Genomic DNA, 14,817 nt, shown 5'->3' on the forward strand with positions numbered 1-14,817 from the left:
TTAACATGAGTGAAACCCCGACCGGTGAGGTCGTCACCTTTCCCGACAGCCCCTATCGCTTGTATCAGCCTTTTCCGCCCGCCGGCGATCAGCCGGCCGCCATCGATCAACTGGTCGAAGGACTCGACGACGGCCTGTCCTTCCAGACGTTGCTCGGCGTGACCGGCTCGGGCAAGACCTACACCATGGCCAACGTCATTGCCCGTACCGGTCGCCCGGCGCTGGTGCTGGCACCGAACAAGACCTTGGCGGCGCAGTTGTACTCGGAATTTCGGGAATTCCTGCCGGAAAACGCCGTCGAGTACTTCGTTTCCTACTACGACTACTATCAGCCCGAGGCCTATGTGCCGTCGCGCGACCTGTTCATCGAGAAGGATTCGTCGATCAACGACCACATCGAGCAGATGCGCCTGTCGGCGACGAAAAGCCTGATCGAGCGGCGCGACGTGGTGATCGTGGCGACCGTGTCGTGCATCTACGGCATCGGCGACCGCGACGAATACCACAACATGATCCTGACCATGCGCGTCGGCGACAAGCTTGACCAGCGCGCCATCGTCAAGCGCCTGTCGGACATGCAGTACGACCGCAACGAGATGGATTTTCACCGCGGTACCTTCCGTGTGCGCGGCGACGTCATCGACATCTTTCCGGCCGAACATGCCGAGCACGCCATCCGCGTTTCTCTGTTCGACGACGAGATCGAAAACCTGCAGTTCTTCGATCCGCTGACCGGCCAGCTTTTCCACAAGGCCTTGCGCTTCACCGTCTTTCCGGCCTCGCACTACGTCACGCCGCGCGCCACCGTGCTGCGGGCGATCGAGGCGATCAAGACGGAATTACGCGAACGCATCGACTTCTTCGTCAAAAACGAGAAGTTGGTCGAGGCGCAGCGCATCGAGCAGCGCACCCGTTTCGACCTGGAAATGCTTGATCAGATCGGCTTCTGCAAGGGCATCGAAAACTACTCGCGGCACCTGTCCGGGCGCAAGGCCGGGGAGTCGCCGCCGACACTGATCGATTATCTGCCGGCCGATGCGATCATGTTCATCGACGAGTCGCACGTGACCATCGGGCAGGTCGGCGGCATGTACAAGGGTGACCGTTCGCGCAAGGAAAACCTGGTCGATTACGGTTTTCGCCTGCCATCGGCGCTGGATAACCGGCCGTTGCAGTTCAACGAATTCGAGGCGCACATGCGCCAGACCGTGTTTGTCTCGGCGACGCCGGCGGATTACGAAAAACAGCACGCCGGTCAGGTGGTCGAGCAGGTCGTCCGACCGACCGGCCTGATCGATCCGGATGTGCAGATTCGGCCGGCGTCCACACAAGTTGACGATCTGCTGGGGGAAATCCGCCTGCGGGTGGCGGTCGAGGAGCGGGTGCTGGTGACCACGCTGACCAAACGGATGGCCGAAGACCTGACGGATTTTCTGGCCGACAACGGCGTGCGCGTGCGTTACCTGCACTCGGATATCGATACCGTCGAGCGTGTCGAAATCATCCGCGACCTGCGCCTGGGCGAGTTCGATGTTCTGGTCGGGATCAACCTGTTGCGTGAAGGTCTGGACATTCCGGAAGTCTCGCTGGTCACCATCCTCGATGCCGACAAGGAGGGCTTCCTGCGTTCCGAACGCTCGCTGATTCAGACCATTGGTCGGGCCGCTCGTCATATTCATGGCACAGCGATCCTTTACGCTGATACGATTACGCAATCCATGCAGCGGGCCATTGCCGAAACCGGGCGACGGCGCGAAAAGCAGATTGCTTTCAATCTGGCGCATGGCATTACGCCGCGCGGGGTGTCGAAAAAGATCAAGGACATCATCGACGGTGTGTACGACAGCGAATCGGCGCAGACCGAACGCAAGGCCGCACAACAGCGTGCGGTCTACGAAGCAATGGACGAGAAAAGCGTCGCCAGGGAGATCAAGCGGCTCGAAAAGCAGATGCTGGAGTGCGCGAAAAACCTGGAATTCGAAAAGGCGGCGGCAGCCCGTGATGAACTGTTCCGGCTCAGGGAGCAGGTATTCGGTGCGGCGCAGCACGACCCTGATGGAGAAGACAAGGGATGATCTATCGCATTCTGCTGGTTTGCATGGGCAACATCTGCCGTTCTCCAACGGCTGAAGGTGTGCTTAGACAGTTCATTAAAATCAATGGACTGGGCGATAAAGTTGAAGTTGATTCTGCGGGTACGCACGGCTATCACGTTGGCGAAGCCCCGGATACCAGAACACAGCGTGCCGCTGCGTTGCGCGGTTACAACCTTTCCCAGTTACGGGCTCGCAAGGTGGCGCGCCAGGATCTCGATTATTTCGATCTGATTCTGGCCATGGACCGGAACAATCTGGACAACCTGCAACGCATGGCGAGGCCTGATCAGTTGCCGAAGATCGGCCTGTTCATGCGCTATGCGAAAAAGTTCGACGACGAGGAGGTACCCGATCCTTTCTATGGCCTGGGACATGGATTCGATCTGGTGCTCGACATGGTCGAGGATGCGTCGCAGGGGCTGGTGGATTTCCTGCGCAAGAAATTATCCTGACCCTTTTCCGAAGCTGGAATGAAGAAGGGGCGCCCGACGGGCGCCCCTTCTTGTTTGCCGGGTTTGCCGGCGAGTCTTGCCTTACTTGCCGGTTTCGACCATCACCAACGGTTCGTTGCTGTCAGCTTCGACGCTGCGAGCCTTGCGCGGACGACCGAGTTTGACCGGCGCTTCCTGAACCGCTGCCGTAATCGGGGCAGCCGTTGTCTGCACCATGACCAGGCCGCTGTCGGCCAGGCTGTTTTCGATTTCTGCGGTCGACAGGCTGCTTGCCGGAATTTCCATTGCCACCGGCGCTTCAGGCTGGGCGGCGACGGAAACTGCCTCCACCGTGGCAACGGTCGGGGCCGTTTCCTCGACCACGGCGACCGTGCTTTCGATGTCAGACGACTGCATTTCCGGCTGGGTCTCGACGACGACCACCGGAACTGGTTCGGCGGCAGCTTCTGCTGCCGGGGAAACCGGGATGGCTTCGGCAACGGTGCTGATCGCGGGTTCCATGGCGACGATCGCAACCGGCTGGCTGACTTCGTCGGTCGGAATGGTCACGACGATCGGTTCGGCATTGGCTGCAGATGCCGCATCGACCGGCGTGGCGGTTTCGCCGACGGCGTTTTCCTGTTCCGGGCGTCGTTCACCACGACCGCGACCACCGCGACGACCCCGACGGCGTTGGCCGCCGTTCTGTTCGTCATTACCCGTCTCACCCGGCTGATTGCCGACGATCTGGGCGGTTTCGGTCACGGCAGCGGCTTCAGCCTGGACCTGATCGACATTTGCCGGGGTCGGACGCGGTTCGCGCTGCTTGTCCTTGTTGCGTTGCCGGCGCTCCTGGCGTTCACCGCCAGTCTCTTCGTTGTTACGCTCGCGGGCCGGTTTCTCGGCACGGGGTTCGTTGCGGCGTTCTTCGTCACGGCGGTTGTTGCCGTTGCGACCGTTGCGCCGGCCGCCGTCGCGGCGTCCATCGCCCTGACGGGCTTCGCGGGGCTTGCGTGCCGGTTCGGGTTTGACTTCCGGTGTAGCGGGTTTGGCCGGTGCGCGGAACAGCGACAGGATGCGCGCGAACAGCCCGGTTTCCTGGGCAGCGGAAACCGGCGCGGGGGCCACGGTTTCGCTCTTTTCGGGAACGATCGGGGCCGGCTGTTCCGGCGAGATGCCCTTGATTGCCGCTTCCTGACGCGGTTTGGCATTGCTCTCCTGGGTCGCCTGCTTGATGGCTTCCTCGACCGGCATGTCGACCATGCGGTAGGACGGCTCGCGCAGGTCTTCCTGGTTCAGGTCGTCGTGGCGCAGGCGGGTGATCGTGTGCGCCGGCGTTTCCAGATGCACGTTCGGGATCAGCAGGATGGTGACCTTGTGGCGCAGCTCGATCGCCTGGATGTCCGGGCGCTTCTCGTTGAGCAGGAAGGTGGCGACATCAACCGGAACCTGGACATGCACGGCACCGGTGTTTTCCTTCATCGCTTCCTCTTCGAGGATGCGCAGGATGTGCAGCGCGGCGGATTCGGTCGAGCGGATGTGACCGGTGCCGGTACAGCGCGGGCAGGAGATGTAGCTGGTTTCGGCCAGCGCCGGACGCAGGCGCTGGCGCGACAGTTCCATCAGGCCGAAACGGCTGATCTTGCCCATCTGCACGCGGGCACGGTCGAAACGCAGGGCGTCGCGCAGGCGGTTTTCGACTTCGCGCTGGGCCTTGCTGTTTTCCATGTCGATGAAGTCGATGACGATCAGGCCGCCCAGGTCGCGCAGACGCAACTGGCGGGCCAGTTCATCGGCCGCTTCGAGGTTGGTCTTGAGGGCGGTTTCCTCGATGTCGGCACCCTTGGTGGCACGACCGGAGTTGACGTCGACGGCGACCAGGGCTTCGGTGTGGTCAATGACGATGGCGCCGCCGGACGGCAGGTTGACCTGGCGGGCGAAGGCGGTCTCGATCTGGTGTTCGATCTGGAAGCGCGAGAACAGCGGCACGTCGTCGCGGTAGCGCTTGACGCGGTTGATGTTGCCCGGCATCACGGTGCCCATGAAGGCACGCGCCTGCTCGTAAACCTCATCGGTATCGATCAGGATCTCGCCGATGTCCGGCTGGAAGTAGTCGCGGATGGCGCGGATGACCAGCGAGCCTTCGAGGTAGATCAGGAAGGCGCCCGATTGCTGCTGGGCAGCACCTTCGATGGCACTCCACAGTTGCAGCAGGTAGTTGAGGTCCCACTGCAACTCTTCGGCCTGGCGGCCGATGGCGGCGGTGCGGGCGATCAGGCTCATGCCGCCCGGGACTTCGAGCTGGTCCATCACTTCGCGCAGCTCGGCACGTTCGTCACCGTCGACGCGGCGCGAAACGCCGCCGCCGCGCGGATTGTTCGGCATCAGGACCAGGTAGCGGCCGGCCAGCGAGACGTAGGTGGTCAGCGCGGCACCCTTGTTGCCGCGTTCGTCCTTGTCAACCTGGACGATCAATTCCTGGCCTTCCTTCAGGGCCTCGTTGATCTTGGCCCGACCGGCTTCGACGCCAGGCTGGAAATAGGCGCGGGAGACTTCCTTGAACGGCAGGAAGCCGTGGCGTTCGGCACCATAGTCGACGAAACACGCTTCGAGCGAGGGCTCGATACGCGTGATGACGCCCTTGTAGATGTTGCTCTTGCGTTGTTCCTTGGCGGCGGATTCAATGTCGAGATCGATCAGTTTCTGACCGTCGACAATGGCGACACGGAGTTCTTCCGCCTGTGTCGCATTGAATAGCATGCGTTTCATTGATTTCGGCTCCAGCGCGCTGTCGACCGCAATGAAACGCCCGTTGTTCAGGCAGCGACGGATTCTTTATCGGGTTGCGTCATGTAAGGTTGGCAAGGCGATGGTTGAACGTGCTGTTTATCAGACTTGGGCCGCGTGTTTTTCTTCAAATGCGCGACCGGTAAATTCCTGCAACGGGCGATCCGTGCGTGCTTCTGGCGAGCTAATCCATTAACATCACTACTTTTGGTGAGTGAACTTAACCAGGTGTTCCTCGTTGGCTTGGCCTGCGCAGTTGGCACAGGAGAGCGGTCGGAGCCTGCCGTGTGGCGGTCGCATCCCTTCCCGGGTACGAGGGCCTACGGTCTGACGGTTCGGCATCTCTTGCAAACCGAGACTTGGAACCTGGGCAGTATATTAGAAAATGCACAGCGCTGGTAACAATTCAGTCACCCGGGTGACGATCGACGAGGAGGCTGCCGGCCAGCGTCTGGACAACTATCTGTTGCGCCATTGCAAGGGGGTGCCGAAGAGTCATGTGTACCGCATCCTGCGCAGCGGCGAGGTACGGGTCAACAGTCGCCGGGTCGATGCCACCTATCGTCTTGTCATCGGCGATCAGGTTCGGATTCCGCCGATACGCCTGGCCGAGCGATCGGTTGACGAGGTCGATGAACAGGCCAAGCAACGGGTCGATCTGCCGATCGTCTTCGAGGATGAGGCGATGCTGGTGATCAACAAGCCGGAGGGCATTGCGGTGCATGGTGGTAGCGGCGTCAGTTTCGGTGTCATCGAGGCGTTGCGCCGGCAACGCCCGCAGGCCCGTTTCCTGGAACTGGCGCATCGGCTGGACCGCGAAACGTCCGGCATCCTGCTGGTCGGCAAGAAGCGTTCGGCGTTGACTGCATTGCATGACATGTTCCGCGAGCACGGTGCGGGCGCCGACAAGCGCTACCTGGTGCTGGTCAAGGGGCGCTGGATGAACGCCACGCAACATGTCAGGCAGCCCTTGCTGAAATACCTGACCGAATCCGGCGAGCGTCGTGTTTCGGTCAATGCCGAGGGCAAGCCGTCGCACACGGTGTTCCGGTTGCTGGCCCGCTGGTCGGGCATGAGCCTGCTCGAGGCGCAATTGAAAACCGGGCGGACGCATCAGATCCGCGTGCATCTGGCGCATCTCGGCTTTCCCATTCTGGGCGACGAGAAATACGGGGATTTCGCACTCAACAAGCGTCTGCGTCCCGAGGGGCTGAAGCGCATGGCGCTGCATGCCTGGCAGATGGATTTCCGCCATCCGCTGAGCGGTGAGTCAATGCGCACGACCGCACCTTTGCCGGCCGGGATCGCTGATTACATTGCTGCGGTTGACGCCCGCGAGGGCCGGGAATTCGCCGTGGATAACCTGGCCGACTGGCTGGCAGGGAAGGATGACCGATGAAATATCAACTGATCGTTTTCGACTGGGATGGCACGCTGCTCGATTCGGCGGGTGCCATTGTGCGCAGCATCCAGGCATCTTGCGCGGATCTTGGTCTGCCGGTGCCGGACGATGCGCAGGCCAGGCACGTGATCGGCCTGGGGCTGGCCGATGCGATGCGTCATGCGGTTCCTGACCTGCGCCCGGAAGACACGCCGGCAATGGTCGAGCGCTATCGTTTTCATTATCTGTCCGGCGATCACGCGTTGACGCTGTTTTCCGGGGTGCCGGAAATGCTGGCCCGGCTCCGCGCGGCCGGTCACCTGCTGGCGATTGCCACCGGCAAGAGTCGTCTCGGTCTGGAGCGGGCACTCGATCATTCCGGTCTGCGCCCGTTGTTCCATGCCTCGCGCTGTGCCGACGAATGCCATTCGAAGCCGCATCCGCAGATGCTTGAGGAACTGATGGCCGAATTTGCCGTCACGCCCATGTCGACCGTGATGATCGGCGATACCTCGCACGATTTGCAGATGGCGCTCAATGCCGGTGTCGAGGGCTTGGCGGTGACCTATGGTGCGCATCCGCATGCTCACCTGCGCGAGTATTCGCCGCTCGCCTGTCTGAACGATGTCGCGGAACTGGATGCATGGCTGACGAGCCACGCCTGATCGGCGACGTTTCGACACTGGTTGACGGCGGCACCGGTCTACGTTTCAAAGTCAGCCGCGATGGAAGGGAGGTGCCGGCCTTTGCCGTTCGTTACGACAGTAAGGTATACGCCTACCTGAACGAATGCGGCCATGTGCCGGCCGAACTCGACTGGCAGCCCGGCGAGTTCTTCGATCATTCCAAGCTATACTTGATCTGCGCGATCCACGGTGCGCTTTATGCGCCGGATACCGGCCGCTGCCTTGGCGGACGCTGCCAGGGCAGGGGGCTCAAGCCGCTGGATGTGCGCGAAATCGACGGACAACTCTATCTCATACCCGACAGCCGCAATGGATAACCCACAGCAGGATCCCGCCTGGGAACGCAAGACTCTCGAAAAACTCGCCTTTGCCTCGCTCGCCGAGCAGCGCGCCCGGCGTCGCTGGGGCATCTTCTTCAAGCTGCTCGGTTTTGCTTACGTGGCGGTCATCCTGTTTACGCTGGTGGATTGGGAAAAGGGGCCGATCCATGACAAGCACACGGCGCTGGTCAGCCTGGAGGGCACCATTGCAGCCAAGGGCGAAGCTAATGCGGAAAACCTGATTTCGGCGCTGGATGCGGCTTTCGAGGCCGAGCAGTCGGTGGGGGTCGTGCTGCGCATCAACAGCCCGGGCGGCAGTCCGGTACAGGCGGGTCTGGTGAACGATGAAATCCGTCGCCTGCGCGGCAAGCATCCGGATAAGCCGCTGTATGTGGTGGTCGAGGATATCTGTGCCTCGGGCGGTTATTACGTGGCGGCCGCTGCGGACAAGATTTACGTGAACAAGGCCAGCATCGTTGGCTCGATCGGCGTGCTGATGGACGGTTTCGGTTTCACCGGGGCGATGGAAAAACTGGGCGTCGAACGCCGTCTGCTGACCGCCGGCGAAAACAAGGGCTTCCTCGACCCATTCTCGCCGCTGCCGGAAAAGCAGAAGGCATTTGCCGCTGCATTGCTGAAGGACATCCACCAGCAGTTCATCGATGTCGTCAAGGCGGGACGTGGCGATCGTTTGAAGGACAACCCCGATCTGTTCTCGGGGCTGATGTGGACCGGAGCGCAGAGCATTGCGCTGGGGCTTGCCGATGATTACGGTAGCGTCGATTCGGTGGCGCGCGATGTGTTGAAGGCGGAAACCGTGCTCGATTATTCGGTCAAGGACAATTTTGCCGAGCGTTTCGCCAAGCGTTTCGGCGCCGGTGCGGTCGACAGCCTGTGGCGCGGCATTTCCGGCGCCGCCTCGGATTTTCGCCTGAACTGATCAGGCCAGCAGCAGGAAAACGGTCGGACGCCGCTCGATATCGGGCGGCGTCTGTTTTTTCCACTGGCCAATGCTTTGCGTGCGTATCGTTTCGCCGGGCAGGCTCAGGTCGGTGGCCACGCACAGGCGTGTGGCCGGCTGGCAGTGCTGTATGACGGCATCGAACATCGCCCGGTTCCGATACGGCGTTTCGATGAACAGCTGGGTCTGTCGTTTCCGGCGCGATTCGTTTTCCAGTTCGCGCAGGGCTTTGCTGCGGTCGACATCCTTCGCCGGCAGATATCCCTGAAAGGCGAAACGCTGGCCGTTCAGGCCGGAGGCCATCAAGGCCAGCAGTAGCGAGGAAGGGCCGATCAGCGGCACGACGCGGATGCCTTCATGTTGCGCGAGGGCCACCAGGTTGGCGCCTGGATCGGCGACGGCCGGGCAACCGGCCTCCGAGAGCAGGCCGACATCGTGTCCGGCGCGCAGCGGTGCCAGCAGGCGTTCCAGCGCATCCGCCCGGGTGTGTTCGTTCAACTCCTCCAGTTGCAGCGACTGCAACGGCGCATCGGTACCCGCCGCCTTGAGGAAGGCGCGCGCGCTCTTGGCCTGTTCGACGACAAAATGGGTCAGCGGTCTGAGCGTGGCGAGAACGTTCGCCGTCAGACAGTCGGCCGGTGCGACCGGGCCGAGCGGCACCGGGATCAGGTAGAGGGTGCCGGCCATCAGAGAACGGCCACGCCCTGGCGGCGCAACATGTCGCACAGCGCGATCAGCGGCAGGCCGACCAGTGCATTCGGGTCGTCACCCCGCATCGACTGCAGCAGGGCGATGCCGAGTCCTTCGGATTTGGCTGAGCCTGCGCAGTTGTAGGCCGGCTCGCGACGCAGGTAGTGTTCGATCTCGTCGTCGCTCAGCGTGCGGAAAGCGACCAGGGTCGGCACACCGCGGACCTCCGCCTCGCCGGTGGCGGCGTTGTACAGGCACAGACCGGTGAAGAAATTGACCGTCTTGCCGGATAGTTCGCGTAGTTGCTGGACGGCGCGGGAATGGTCGCCCGGTTTTCCGTAAATTTTGCCGTCGACCGTGGCAACCTGATCGCTGCCGATGATCAGTGCCCTCGGGTGTGCCGTAGCGACAGCCCGTGCCTTGGCTTCGGAGAGTCTCAGGGCGAGGGCTTCTGGTGTTTCGCCGGGCAGGGGCGATTCGTCGGTCTGCGGATTGGCGACCGAAAACGGCAGGCCGAGTCGCCCGAGCAATTCCCGCCGGTAAGGCGAGGTCGAGGCGAGGATGATTTCTTGCATGGTGATTTCTTTATGCAACAAGGCGTTGCGGCGATGAGTTCAGGCAACACTTTGTTTTGACTTGATGGACTAAAAATAATATCATCTCGGGTTTTAGTCGCAACAGCTTCAGTTTGAAAAGAATCAACGATGCCTTTGTCTTTGCCCGGAATGGCGGTGTTCTTGAGGGAACGCTGGCGGTTCGGGAGCTGGCGCGCCTGCACGATCTGCTTGCCGGATTGGATGGTGGGGTTGCCTGGCGTCTGGAAGGATACAAGGGGTCTCGTGGAGAGCCGCTGCTGCAGTTGACCGTTACCGGCGTTTTGCCGTTGGCCTGTCAGCGCTGCCTTGAAGCGGTACCTTTCGAACTCGATGTCGATAGTCTGCTGGAACTGGTTCCGGAAGGTGCCGACATGTCGCAGGACGAGCTGGAAGACGATAGCCGGGATTTCCTGCCGGTGGTGAAAGAGCTGGACGTGGCCGAATTGGTGGAGGATGAAATCCTTCTGGCCCTGCCGGTGGCGCCGCGGCACGAAAAATGTGGTTTGCCGGGAACAGCCGAAGCTGGTGATCGGGTCAATCCTTTCACTGTGCTCGGTGGGCTCAAGGGCAAGCCGAACTGATTTATTTAGGAGCAACAAAATGGCCGTTCAACAGAACAAGAAGTCCCCGTCGAAGCGTGGCATGCACCGTGCCCACGATTTCCTGTCCGCCCCGCCGCTGGCCGTTGAGCCGACGACCGGCGAGACGCACCTGCGTCACCATGTTTCCCCGAACGGTTTCTACCGCGGCAAGAAAGTCCTGAAGGGCAAGGGCGAGTAATCGTTCAGAGTTGGGCAGGCGGCTCCGCGAGGAGCGCCTGCCTTTCTTTTTGCCATGACAACTCGTATCGCCATCGATTGCATGGGCGGTGACCACGGGCCGTCGGTGACGGTTCCTGCTGCGTTGCGCTTTCTTGCAGAACATCCGGCGGCTAATCTCATCCTGGTTGGTCAGGAGGAGGTTTTGCGACCTGCGTTGGGCGCTCAGGCAACCGACCCCAGGATTCGCGTCGTTCACGCCAGCGAAGTGATTGGCATGGACGAGTCGCCGGCCCTCGCCATGCGCAACAAGAAGGATTCTTCGATGCGTGTGGCCATTGATCTGGTCAAGGCAGGCGAAGCTTCGGCCTGCGTTTCGGCCGGCAACACGGGAGCGCTGATGGCGATTTCCCGTTTCGTGCTGAAAATGCTGCCCGGCATTGATCGACCGGCGCTGTGTCCGGTGCTGCCTACCGTTGGCGGCGGGCATGTTCACATGCTGGATCTTGGTGCGAACGTCGATTGCGAAGCGGAGCATCTGCTTCAGTTCGGCGTCATGGGTGCCATGCTGGCAGCCGCCGTCGATCATTGCGAACGGCCGCGGGTCGGCTTGCTGAACATCGGTTCGGAAGACATCAAGGGCAATGAGGTGGTCAAGCAGGCGGCCGAGTTGCTGAAAAATTCGGGCTTGAACTTCATCGGCAATGTCGAGGGCGACGGCATCTTCAAGGCCGAGGCCGATGTCGTCGTATGTGACGGTTTTGTTGGCAATGTCGCCCTGAAATCCTCCGAAGGCGTGGCCCAGATGCTGGCAACCTTCCTGCGGCAGGAATTCGGTCGCAACCTGCTGACCCGCCTGGCGGCGCTGATCGCCATGCCGGTACTGAAAAATTTCAAGCGGCGCCTCGATCATCGCCGCTACAACGGCGCCGTGCTTCTCGGTCTGAAAGGCATTTCGGTGAAAAGCCACGGTTCAGCCGATGCCTTGTCCTTTTTTCATGCCATCGGCCGTGCCTACGATGCTGCCGAGAATCGCGTGATCGAGCGCATCGCCGAAAAGCTGGCCCAGATGAATGCGGCGCAAGCCGCTGTCACGGAGAATTCCTGAAATGTACGCACGCGTGATCGGTACCGGTAGCTATCTGCCGGGAAGTCCCGTCAGCAACGATGAACTTGCGGCGCGTGGGATCGATACCAATGACGAGTGGATCGTTACCCGGACCGGGATTCGTAGCCGTCATCTGGCACCGGTCGGAACGACGTCGAGCGACATCGGCCTGATCGCTGCGCAGCGCGCCCTGGAAATGGCCGGTGTGGCTGCCGCCGAACTCGATTTGATCATCGTTGCCACGTCGACCCCGGATTTCATCTTTCCCAGCACGGCTTGCCTGATCCAGAACAAGCTCGGCAACAAGGGGGCAACGGCTTTCGACGTGCAGGCCGTTTGTGCCGGTTTTGCCTATGCGCTGGGTGTCGCCGAGAAATTCATTCGTTCCGGCTCGCATCGCAAGGCACTGGTGATCGGCGCCGAGGTTTTTTCGCGCATCCTCGACTGGAAGGACCGCGGAACCTGCGTCTTGTTCGGCGACGGTGCCGGCGCGGTGGTGCTGACGGCTTCCGAAACGCCCGGAATCCTGGCCACGGCCCTGCACGCCGATGGCAGCTATTCGGGCATCCTCAACGTGCCGGGGCAGGTCTGTGGCGGTCAGGTGACCGGCGACCCATTCCTGCGCATGGACGGGCAGGCCGTCTTCAAGTTTGCGGTGCGCGTGCTTGCCGATGTCGCCGAAGAGGTTTGTGCGGCGGCCGGCGTGGCCAGTAGCGACGTTGACTGGCTGATTCCGCATCAGGCCAACCTGCGCATCATCGATGCGACCGGCAAGAAGCTCGGCATTGATCGCAACAAGGTGGTGGTGACGGTCGATCGTCATGGCAACACTTCGGCCGCTTCGGTGCCGCTGGCGCTTGACGAGGCGGTGCGCGACGGACGTATCCAGCGCGGCCAAAAAGTCCTGCTCGAAGGCATCGGCGGCGGTTTCGCCTGGGGTGCCGCGTTGCTCGAATTCTGATAGGAGACTGATTGATGTCTTTTGCCTTCGTATTTCCCGGCCAGGGCTCGCAGAGCGTTGGCATGATGGCCGCCTACGGCGATGCCGCCGTGGTTCGCGCGACCTTTGACGAGGCTTCCGCCGCGCTCGGCGACGACCTGTGGGCGATGGTTGCCGACGGTCCGGCCGAGGTGCTGACCCAGACCGTCAACACCCAGCCGGTCATGCTCACTGCCGGCATCGCCGCCTGGCGCCTGTGGTGCGAAAAGGGCGGCAAGATGCCGGCCGTCGTCGCCGGTCACAGCCTGGGCGAATATTCGGCGCTGGTCGCCGCCGGTGTCATTGAATTCAAGGACGCGGTGCCACTGGTCCGCCTGCGTGCCGCCGCCATGCAGGAAGCCGTGCCGCTCGGCACCGGTGCGATGGCCGCCGTGCTCGGCCTGGATAATGCCGGTATCGTTGCCGCCTGTGCTGAAGCGGCGCAGGGCGAGATTGTCGAGCCGGTCAATTTCAACGCCAACGGCCAGACCGTGATCGCCGGCCACAAGGGCGCCGTCGAACGTGCCATGGATGCCTGCAAGGCGCGTGGCGCGAAGATGGCCAAGGCGCTGCCGGTGTCGGCCCCGTTCCACTCCTCGCTGATTCGTCCGGCCGCCGACAAGCTGGCGGCGCGTCTGGCCGAGCTGACGCTGCAGGCACCGAAGATCCCGGTGATCAACAACGTCGACGTGGCGATCGAAAACGATCCGGCCCGGATCAAGGACGCGCTGGTGCGCCAGGCCTACAACCCGGTACGCTGGGTCGAGACGATCCAGAAAATGGCCGCCATCGGCGTGTCGACCGTGGCAGAGTGTGGTCCGGGCAAGGTTCTGGCCGGTCTGACCAAGCGCTGTGCCGACGGTGTCGCCGGCGTCGCCCTGGCCGACGCGGCGGCCATCGAAGCCAATCTCGGCCTGGAGTAAGCGATGCTCAACGACAAGATTGCGCTGGTCACTGGCGCCACTCGCGGCATCGGTCGCGCCATCGCCCTCGAACTCGGCCGTCAGGGAGCCACCGTGATCGGCACGGCGACCAGCGAGGCCGGTGCCGGGCAGATTTCTGCCTACCTCGCCGAAGCCGGCATCAAGGGTCGCGGTGTTGTCCTCAACGTCACCGACAACGCCCAGACCGATGCCGTACTGGCCGATGTCGCCAAGGAATTCGGCGCCATCACCGTGCTCGTCAATAACGCCGGCATCACCCGCGACAACTTGGCGATGCGCATGGGCGACGACGAGTGGGATGCGGTCGTCGACACCAACCTGAAGGCGGTTTTCCGCCTGTCGCGCGGTGTCATGCGCGGCATGATGAAGGCGCGCTTCGGCCGCATCGTCAATATTTCGTCGGTGGTCGGCTATTCCGGCAACGCCGGCCAGGCCAACTATTGTGCTGCCAAGGCCGGCGTCGCCGGTCTCTCCCGCTCGCTGGCGCGCGAGTTGGGCAGCCGCAACATCACGGTCAACTGTGTTGCCCCGGGCTTTATCGCGACCGACATGACGCATGCCTTGACCGAAGAGCAGAAGACGGCCATGCTGGCTTCCATTCCGCTCGGCCGTGCCGGTACGCCGGAAGATGTGGCCGGTGCGGTCGGTTTCCTGGTTTCTCCCGCCGCCGCTTACGTGACCGGTACCACGGTTCATGTGAATGGCGGTATGTTCATGGATTGATATCCCTAAGCTTCGGCTTTTGGTAGAATCGCAACGTTTTTTTTCGTACCCCCGAGGGGAAGGAGTTTTTCGAATGGATAACATCGTTGAGCGCGTCAAGAAGATCGTCGCCGAACAACTGGGTGTGAACGAAGCCGACATCAAGAACGAGTCTTCGTTTGTTGACGATCTGGGCGCTGACTCGCTGGACACCGTCGAACTGGTCATGGCGCTGGAAGAGGAATTCGAGACCGAGATTCCGGACGACCAGGCCGAGAAGATCACGACCGTGCAACAGGCCGTCGATTACATCCTCGCCAACAAGAAGTAAGCCAATTCCGGTTTGAACCAGGCAAGGCCGGCCCGCTAGGCCGGCCT

The 14,817-nt window shown here is 61.9% G+C and carries 16 protein-coding genes; 13 read left to right on the forward strand and 3 right to left on the reverse strand.

The genetic code is table 11. The features are described from left to right. The first annotated feature begins 5 nt into the window (after nt 1-5). Nucleotides 6-2,075 (forward strand): excinuclease ABC subunit UvrB, encoded by a 2,070-nt coding sequence (uvrB, locus tag L0962_RS12635; protein WP_234086798.1) that lies wholly within the window; start codon nt 6-8, stop codon nt 2,073-2,075. Next, entirely contained in the window at nt 2,075-2,548 is a 474-nt protein-coding gene (locus L0962_RS12640; protein WP_367398032.1) for a low molecular weight protein-tyrosine-phosphatase, read from the forward strand. The genes uvrB and L0962_RS12640 overlap by 1 nt, the downstream gene beginning before the upstream one ends. An 81-nt stretch (nt 2,549-2,629) precedes the next feature. Here the strand turns inward: L0962_RS12640 and L0962_RS12645 are convergent, their stop codons facing one another. Further along, complete coding sequence (locus L0962_RS12645) at nt 2,630-5,296, reverse strand: Rne/Rng family ribonuclease (RefSeq protein WP_234086800.1); 2,667 nt, start codon at nt 5,294-5,296, stop codon at nt 2,630-2,632. Between the two features lie 403 nt (nt 5,297-5,699). Between L0962_RS12645 and L0962_RS12650 the strand changes: the two genes are divergently transcribed. From L0962_RS12650 to L0962_RS12665, 4 genes are read left to right on the forward strand one after another with little or no spacing between them, the layout of a single operon-like run. Beyond that, on the forward strand, nt 5,700-6,713 hold the full coding sequence (locus L0962_RS12650) for an RluA family pseudouridine synthase (RefSeq protein WP_234086801.1): 1,014 nt from the start codon (nt 5,700-5,702) through the stop codon (nt 6,711-6,713). After that, the gene (locus L0962_RS12655) at nt 6,710-7,360 is read left to right on the forward strand and encodes an HAD family hydrolase (RefSeq protein WP_234086802.1); all 651 of its coding nucleotides are present in this window, start codon (nt 6,710-6,712) and stop codon (nt 7,358-7,360) included. The genes L0962_RS12650 and L0962_RS12655 overlap by 4 nt, the downstream gene beginning before the upstream one ends. Next, nucleotides 7,339-7,698: a Rieske 2Fe-2S domain-containing protein gene (locus tag L0962_RS12660; protein WP_234086803.1), complete on the forward strand. Its 360-nt coding sequence runs from the start codon at nt 7,339-7,341 to the stop codon at nt 7,696-7,698. Before L0962_RS12655 ends, L0962_RS12660 begins: the two co-directional genes overlap by 22 nt. Continuing rightward, on the forward strand, nt 7,691-8,641 hold the full coding sequence (locus L0962_RS12665) for a S49 family peptidase (RefSeq protein ID WP_234086804.1): 951 nt from the start codon (nt 7,691-7,693) through the stop codon (nt 8,639-8,641). Before L0962_RS12660 ends, L0962_RS12665 begins: the two co-directional genes overlap by 8 nt. Here the strand turns inward: L0962_RS12665 and L0962_RS12670 are convergent, their stop codons facing one another. Together L0962_RS12670 and L0962_RS12675 are read right to left on the reverse strand one after the other, a co-directional pair. Then, complete coding sequence (locus tag L0962_RS12670) at nt 8,642-9,349, reverse strand: SAM-dependent methyltransferase (protein WP_234086805.1); 708 nt, start codon at nt 9,347-9,349, stop codon at nt 8,642-8,644. Then, nucleotides 9,349-9,927, reverse strand: a complete 579-nt coding sequence (locus tag L0962_RS12675; RefSeq protein WP_234086806.1) for a Maf family nucleotide pyrophosphatase — start codon at nt 9,925-9,927, stop codon at nt 9,349-9,351. The genes L0962_RS12670 and L0962_RS12675 overlap by 1 nt, the downstream gene beginning before the upstream one ends. A 113-nt stretch (nt 9,928-10,040) precedes the next feature. On the opposite strand from L0962_RS12675, the gene L0962_RS12680 reads away from it, so the two are divergent. The 7 genes from L0962_RS12680 (at nt 10,041) to acpP (ending at nt 14,770) form a co-directional block, all read left to right on the forward strand. Further along, on the forward strand, nt 10,041-10,529 hold the full coding sequence (locus L0962_RS12680) for a DUF177 domain-containing protein (RefSeq protein WP_234086807.1): 489 nt from the start codon (nt 10,041-10,043) through the stop codon (nt 10,527-10,529). 19 nt (nt 10,530-10,548) lie between these two features. Next, the gene (gene rpmF, locus L0962_RS12685; protein WP_234086808.1) at nt 10,549-10,728 is read left to right on the forward strand and encodes a 50S ribosomal protein L32; all 180 of its coding nucleotides are present in this window, start codon (nt 10,549-10,551) and stop codon (nt 10,726-10,728) included. A gap of 54 nt (nt 10,729-10,782) precedes the next feature. Beyond that, nucleotides 10,783-11,814: a phosphate acyltransferase PlsX gene (plsX, locus tag L0962_RS12690; protein WP_234086809.1), complete on the forward strand. Its 1,032-nt coding sequence runs from the start codon at nt 10,783-10,785 to the stop codon at nt 11,812-11,814. 1 nt (nt 11,815) lies between these two features. Next, nucleotides 11,816-12,775, forward strand: coding sequence for a beta-ketoacyl-ACP synthase III (locus L0962_RS12695; RefSeq protein WP_234086810.1), 960 nt, complete (start codon nt 11,816-11,818; stop codon nt 12,773-12,775). 14 nt (nt 12,776-12,789) lie between these two features. Continuing rightward, on the forward strand, nt 12,790-13,716 hold the full coding sequence (fabD, locus tag L0962_RS12700) for an ACP S-malonyltransferase (protein ID WP_121457043.1): 927 nt from the start codon (nt 12,790-12,792) through the stop codon (nt 13,714-13,716). 3 nt (nt 13,717-13,719) lie between these two features. Continuing rightward, on the forward strand, nt 13,720-14,460 hold the full coding sequence (gene fabG, locus L0962_RS12705) for a 3-oxoacyl-ACP reductase FabG (protein ID WP_234086812.1): 741 nt from the start codon (nt 13,720-13,722) through the stop codon (nt 14,458-14,460). A 73-nt stretch (nt 14,461-14,533) separates the two neighbouring features. Further along, the gene (gene acpP / locus L0962_RS12710) at nt 14,534-14,770 is read left to right on the forward strand and encodes an acyl carrier protein (RefSeq protein ID WP_234086813.1); all 237 of its coding nucleotides are present in this window, start codon (nt 14,534-14,536) and stop codon (nt 14,768-14,770) included. Nucleotides 14,771-14,817: the final 47 nt, after the last annotated feature.

This window comes from Azonexus sp. R2A61 (assembly GCF_021401135.1).
Classification (GTDB): Bacteria; Pseudomonadota; Gammaproteobacteria; order Burkholderiales; family Rhodocyclaceae; genus Azonexus.

What these genes read in the sequence shown, in the direction of transcription:
- uvrB (WP_234086798.1), top strand. Translation starts at nt 6, where the DNA reads ATGAGTGAAACCCCGACCGGTGAGGTCGTCACCTTTCCCGACAGCCCC.
- L0962_RS12645 (WP_234086800.1), bottom strand. Translation starts at nt 5,296, where the DNA reads ATGAAACGCATGCTATTCAATGCGACACAGGCGGAAGAACTCCGTGTC.
- L0962_RS12650 (WP_234086801.1), top strand. Translation starts at nt 5,700, where the DNA reads ATGCACAGCGCTGGTAACAATTCAGTCACCCGGGTGACGATCGACGAG.
- L0962_RS12655 (WP_234086802.1), top strand. Translation starts at nt 6,710, where the DNA reads ATGAAATATCAACTGATCGTTTTCGACTGGGATGGCACGCTGCTCGAT.
- L0962_RS12660 (WP_234086803.1), top strand. Translation starts at nt 7,339, where the DNA reads ATGGCTGACGAGCCACGCCTGATCGGCGACGTTTCGACACTGGTTGAC.
- L0962_RS12665 (WP_234086804.1), top strand. Translation starts at nt 7,691, where the DNA reads ATGGATAACCCACAGCAGGATCCCGCCTGGGAACGCAAGACTCTCGAA.
- L0962_RS12670 (WP_234086805.1), bottom strand. Translation starts at nt 9,349, where the DNA reads ATGGCCGGCACCCTCTACCTGATCCCGGTGCCGCTCGGCCCGGTCGCA.
- L0962_RS12675 (WP_234086806.1), bottom strand. Translation starts at nt 9,927, where the DNA reads ATGCAAGAAATCATCCTCGCCTCGACCTCGCCTTACCGGCGGGAATTG.
- rpmF (WP_234086808.1), top strand. Translation starts at nt 10,549, where the DNA reads ATGGCCGTTCAACAGAACAAGAAGTCCCCGTCGAAGCGTGGCATGCAC.
- plsX (WP_234086809.1), top strand. Translation starts at nt 10,783, where the DNA reads ATGACAACTCGTATCGCCATCGATTGCATGGGCGGTGACCACGGGCCG.
- L0962_RS12695 (WP_234086810.1), top strand. Translation starts at nt 11,816, where the DNA reads ATGTACGCACGCGTGATCGGTACCGGTAGCTATCTGCCGGGAAGTCCC.
- fabD (WP_121457043.1), top strand. Translation starts at nt 12,790, where the DNA reads ATGTCTTTTGCCTTCGTATTTCCCGGCCAGGGCTCGCAGAGCGTTGGC.
- fabG (WP_234086812.1), top strand. Translation starts at nt 13,720, where the DNA reads ATGCTCAACGACAAGATTGCGCTGGTCACTGGCGCCACTCGCGGCATC.
- acpP (WP_234086813.1), top strand. Translation starts at nt 14,534, where the DNA reads ATGGATAACATCGTTGAGCGCGTCAAGAAGATCGTCGCCGAACAACTG.